At 28.6% G+C, this 661-nt stretch carries 1 pseudogene; it reads right to left on the bottom strand.

The features are described from left to right. Nucleotides 1–488, bottom strand: a pseudogene (locus HUN22_RS17505) (hypothetical protein); the annotation flags it as partial. Nucleotides 489–661 lie beyond the last annotated feature (173 nt).

Genomic DNA, 661 nt, shown 5'->3' with positions numbered 1-661 from the left:
AAACCTTGCCCCCAACTAATCAAGCGCCCATTAAATTCCGGGCATAAAAACTCAATATAAGTATTATGCAAATGACTTGGGCTTTCAATAAGTGACTTTTTTTTCTCAAGTTTAATTTGAATTTTTGTATCATTTAAAATTTCAACAATTAACTCCTGATGGGCATAAATTTTTAGGACTAACCTAAAGTGCTTCCAATACTCTGGTATAAAATCTAAGACATAATGAGCCACATTTTTAAAATGAGGATAATCTAAATGTATAACTTTACCCTGACGTGCACTAAGCATCGCTTTAGTAACACTCTCATGTTTTTCTAAGTTAAGCTGTACATCTATCAATTTAAAAAATTCTTTTAGATGTTGATAATTGGGATTCAACTTATCATTCACTACACTTGAGAATACATGATCGCTCTTATACAAAGACTTTATATAATCTTCAACGATACTTTTATAATTTGCAAAAATTGATTTTTTCTCAGTCATTTTTAGTTAATAATATTAAGATAAAGATGTTGTAACACAATAGTAAGATATAACTCAAATCATAGCTTCACATTGATCTTTCCTAATATACCTTTTATAACAACTGTTGATTTCAAAGTTTAACTAAAAAAATAATCAAGGACTATACACCTTCCTATTCCAAACTAGTATGT

Origin of the sequence: Acinetobacter lactucae (assembly GCF_013344765.1) — a bacterium.
GTDB classification, from domain to species: Bacteria; Pseudomonadota; Gammaproteobacteria; order Pseudomonadales; family Moraxellaceae; genus Acinetobacter; species Acinetobacter lactucae_A.
This window is presented reverse-complemented; position numbering and strand designations above follow the sequence as displayed.